At 59.2% G+C, this 3,784-nt stretch carries 3 protein-coding genes; all 3 read left to right on the top strand.

All coding sequences use genetic code 11. The features are described from left to right. On the top strand, window positions 1-896 hold an 896-nt coding region (locus tag AQR02_RS34600), incomplete at its 5' end, for a PD-(D/E)XK nuclease family protein (protein WP_245237547.1). A 475-nt stretch (window positions 897-1,371) separates the two neighbouring features. Beyond that, window positions 1,372-2,556 (top strand): exonuclease SbcCD subunit D, encoded by a 1,185-nt coding sequence (locus tag AQR02_RS18915; protein ID WP_054941801.1) that lies wholly within the window; start codon window positions 1,372-1,374, stop codon window positions 2,554-2,556. A gap of 1 nt (window position 2,557) precedes the next feature. Further along, on the top strand, window positions 2,558-3,784 hold a 1,227-nt coding region (locus AQR02_RS34595), incomplete at its 3' end, for an AAA family ATPase (protein WP_245237546.1).

Below are 3,784 nucleotides of genomic sequence, written 5' to 3'. Positions count from 1 at the left end.
GTGAAGATGACACGGCGAAGAACGATGAGAAGCGGCTGGTGCTCGAAGCCCTGCGCAAGGGTAAACCCGTGTCTGCCTACGGAACAGCAGCCGCTCCGGAGATTGCCGCCCGGCTGGAATGGCAGTATCCGCTGGCTGCGGCTTCCGCCATTCCGGCCAAAACCTCGGTAACGGAGCTGAAGGCAATGCTGTCCCTGCAGGAACAGCCGTCCTTTGACTTGCTGGAGGAGGGGGTTCCTGCCAGAGCCGTCAAAGGACATAAACGGGAGGGCAATGCGGCCCGTGCCGAGAGCCTTCATCTGCGGCGTCCCAAATTCATGGAGAAGCGGGGGTTGTCCAGTACGGAACGAGGAACGGCCTACCATACGGTAATGCAGCATATCCCCTTGGACGGCCCTGTCGATCGTACGGTTCTGGTAGCCTCACTGGCCGAGCTAACCCGGGTGGCTATTCTCAGCGAAGAACAGGCGGAGGCGGTAGACCTCGGCGAAGTAGAGGCCTTTTATGCCAGTGAGCTGGGGCACAGACTGCTTCACGCCGAATGGAAGCGCAGAGAGCAGCCGTTCAGTTACATGGTTCCGGCTGGTGAAGCGTATCAGGGACTTGATTATTACAATGAGGCTGAAGGGCTGTCAGCCGTAAACGGCGGTGCTCTTAGCGAAGCTGTACTGATCCAGGGGGTTATTGACTGCCTGTTCCGCGAGGAGGGACGGCTGATTCTGCTGGATTACAAGACAGATGCCGTGCTGGAGCACCAAGGCGGAGTGGAGGCGCTGAAAGAAAAATACCGGTTCCAGCTCGAGCTGTACAGCAAAGCGCTGTATGATATAGTAGGCGAGCCGGTCAGCGAGATTTGGCTGTACTTTTTCGACGGCGGACATGCAGTTAAACTATAAATCTGTTTCATTTGAACGTGGAAATAGAATCACTGCTCCGGCTGGATGAGCAGCTGCCTGCACTGGGCCGAATCCCGCTTGGGGTTCTGCCGGCTGCGGGTGTGTTCTATTGCACTTTGTGCAGCAGATAGCTCCCTAAATCCGCCCGGGAATTGAATCTATTGTATGTTGTACAAGAGATAGCCCCCAAACTTCGTTCAGAATCGAATCTATTGTATTTTGTGCGGCAGAATCTTGAGGGTTTGGCGCTTTTGTACCATAATTCTGAATTCTATTGTCCGGGGTACAACAGAATGCGGTTTGTCTCAGTTTGATAAGGATTCTACTGCACAAAGTGCATTCTCATAACCGATATTTATTTGTTTTAAGCAATGATTTCTATTTGTTATAGAGCATCATTGCTAGTTTTCACATTTAGGGACAAAATCTATGAATCTATGAATGCCGCATGATGGGCGGGGAAAAGAGGGCGGAAATGCGCATATTGCATACAGGCGACTGGCACTTGGGCCGAACGCTGGAAGGACGGAGCCGGCAGAAGGAGCAGGAGCAGTTCATCGATGAGCTGGTGGAGATTGCTGACTCTGCGCAGGCGGATCTTATTCTGATGGCGGGAGATGTCTATGATTCAGTGAATCCTCCGGCGGCGGCGGAGCAGCTGTTCTATGATGCCGCTGCAAGACTGACGGCAGGCGGCAGGCCGCTTGTCGTCATCTCCGGCAATCATGACCAGCCGGAACGCGTAGCTTCGGTCTCCCCGCTCGTGCTCAGACAGGGCATCACCCTGGTCGGTATGCCTACTTCGCAGCCGGTAACGGTAAATGCAGTCCGGACAGGCGAAACCGCCAAAATCGCTGCGCTCCCTTATCCCTCAGAAGCCCGGCTTGGCGAGCTGCTTGCCGGGGAGAGCGGTGAGGAGGAACTCCGGCTCGCGTACAGCGCGCGGGTAGGCAAGCTGATGAAGCTGCTGGGCCGGGAGTTCACACCGCAGACTGTGAATCTGGCGATGAGCCATATCTATGTGCTTGGCGGTGTGGAGAGTGATTCAGAGCGTCCGATCCAGGTTGGCGGAGCGTATACCGTAGATCCGTCTGCTTTGTCTTGCGGGGCACAGTATACGGCGCTGGGACATTTACACCGGGCCCAGCGGGTAAAAGGTGACGGGATGATCCGCTACAGCGGATCTCCGCTGGCCTACAGCTTCTCCGAAGCAGGCCAGGCGAAGTCGGTAACGCTGATAGATGTCGTTCCCGGCGGAGAGCCGGTCTTCGAGGAAATCTATCTCCGCTGCGGCCGGCCGCTGGTGAACTGGAGATCCTCGGGAGGGCTGGAGGAAGTTTACCGCTGGCTGGATGAAGGCCGGGACGCTTCAGCCTTTATAGATCTGGAGCTGCGCCTGACGGAAGCAATGTCCATGAATGATATTCAGCGGCTGCGCAAATCGCGGGAAGGGATTATCCATATCCGTCCGGTGTATCCGCAGATGGAGCTTGAGCTGGAGGAGATCTCCCGCTCACGCATGCCGGTGCAGGAGCTGTTCCGCAAATTCTATCAGCGGCAGACCGGGGGAGCGGAGCCGGAGGAGAGCCTGATCAAGCTCTTCCTGGAACTGGCGGAAGAAGAGGACCGGCGGCAGCCGGAGGAAGGGGAGGTGAACTAGCTTGAAGCCGATTCTATTGAAGCTCTCGGGGCTTCAGAGTTACAGGGAACAGCAGGAGATTGATTTTGCCAGCCTGACCGAAACAGGGCTGTTCGGAATCTTCGGCCCGACGGGCAGCGGCAAGTCCAGCCTGCTGGATGCCATTACGCTGGCGATGTACGGCAAGGTGGAGCGCGCCGTCAACGGCACGCAGGGCATTATGAATCACTCCGAAGACCAGCTCAGCGTAGCATTCACCTTTGAGCTTACTTCCTCGGCAGGTCCCAGCCGCTATCGGGTGGAGCGGAAGTTCAAGCGGACCGGAGAACAGTCGGTCAGCAATACCATTAGCCGCTTTATCCATGTCACTGAGGACGGCGACCATGTCATGGCTGACAAGCTGGCTGACGTGACCCGTTGTGTAGAGGAACATATCGGACTCAAAATGGATGACTTTACCCGGGCGGTAGTGCTGCCGCAGGGTAAATTTGCTGAATTCCTGTCGCTGCGGGGTGTGGACCGCAGACAGATGCTCCAGCGGCTCTTTCATCTGGAGCAATACGGGGATCAGCTGGCTGTTAAGCTCAGCCGCAGGGTTAAGGACAATGAGGCGGCGCTGCGGGCACTGGAGGCGGAGCAGCAGGGGCTGGGCAGCGCCGGTAAAGCGGATGTCGAGGCAGCGGCAGTACGGCTGCAGGAAGCGGTCCGGCGCGCGGCGGAATGCCGTAAGCTGCTGGAGGCTGCCCAGCAGCGCTCCGAGCGCTTCGCGAAGATCCGCGAGCTGCAGGAGGAGCGTTCCCGCCGCGAGGCGAAGCGGCAGGCACTGCTGGCCCAGGAGGAGAGTATCCTCCTCCTGGAGCAGAAGCTCAGCAAGGCTGACGAAGCCGAGCAGCGGCTGCCCGCGCTGAATGCCTGGCGAAGCGCAGAGGCCGCCTGGAAGAGCAGGCTGGCCCGGGCGGAGGGCCAGGAGCTGCTAGCCGCTTCCGCGGAGCGGGAAGCGGCGGGGCTTGCCGCGGCCGAATCTGCGGCGCAGGCTGCGCTGCTGGCGGAGGAGCCGGCCCTCCGGCAGGGGGAGGGCACCTACCGCCGTGCGCTCGAGCTCGAAGCCGAGCTCGGCGGGCTGCGGCGGGAGCGCGCCGAGGTGCTGGCGCGCCGTGATGCAGCCTCCGGCGGGCTGGCCGCCTCGCAGGAGCGCATGGCCCGGGAGCGGGAGCTTTTGGCCCGCGGCCAAAAGAAGCAGCAGGAGCTG

The organism is Paenibacillus ihuae, from assembly GCF_001368795.1.
Taxonomy (GTDB): Bacteria; Bacillota; Bacilli; order Paenibacillales; family Paenibacillaceae; genus Paenibacillus_AQ; species Paenibacillus_AQ ihuae.
The sequence above is the reverse complement of the archived record's forward strand: the minus strand, read 5'-3'. Positions and strand labels throughout refer to the sequence as shown.

Bases quoted from the DNA above. Each gene is read 5' to 3' on its own strand.
- AQR02_RS18915 (WP_054941801.1), top strand. From the start codon at position 1,372: ATGCGCATATTGCATACAGGCGACTGGCACTTGGGCCGAACGCTGGAA.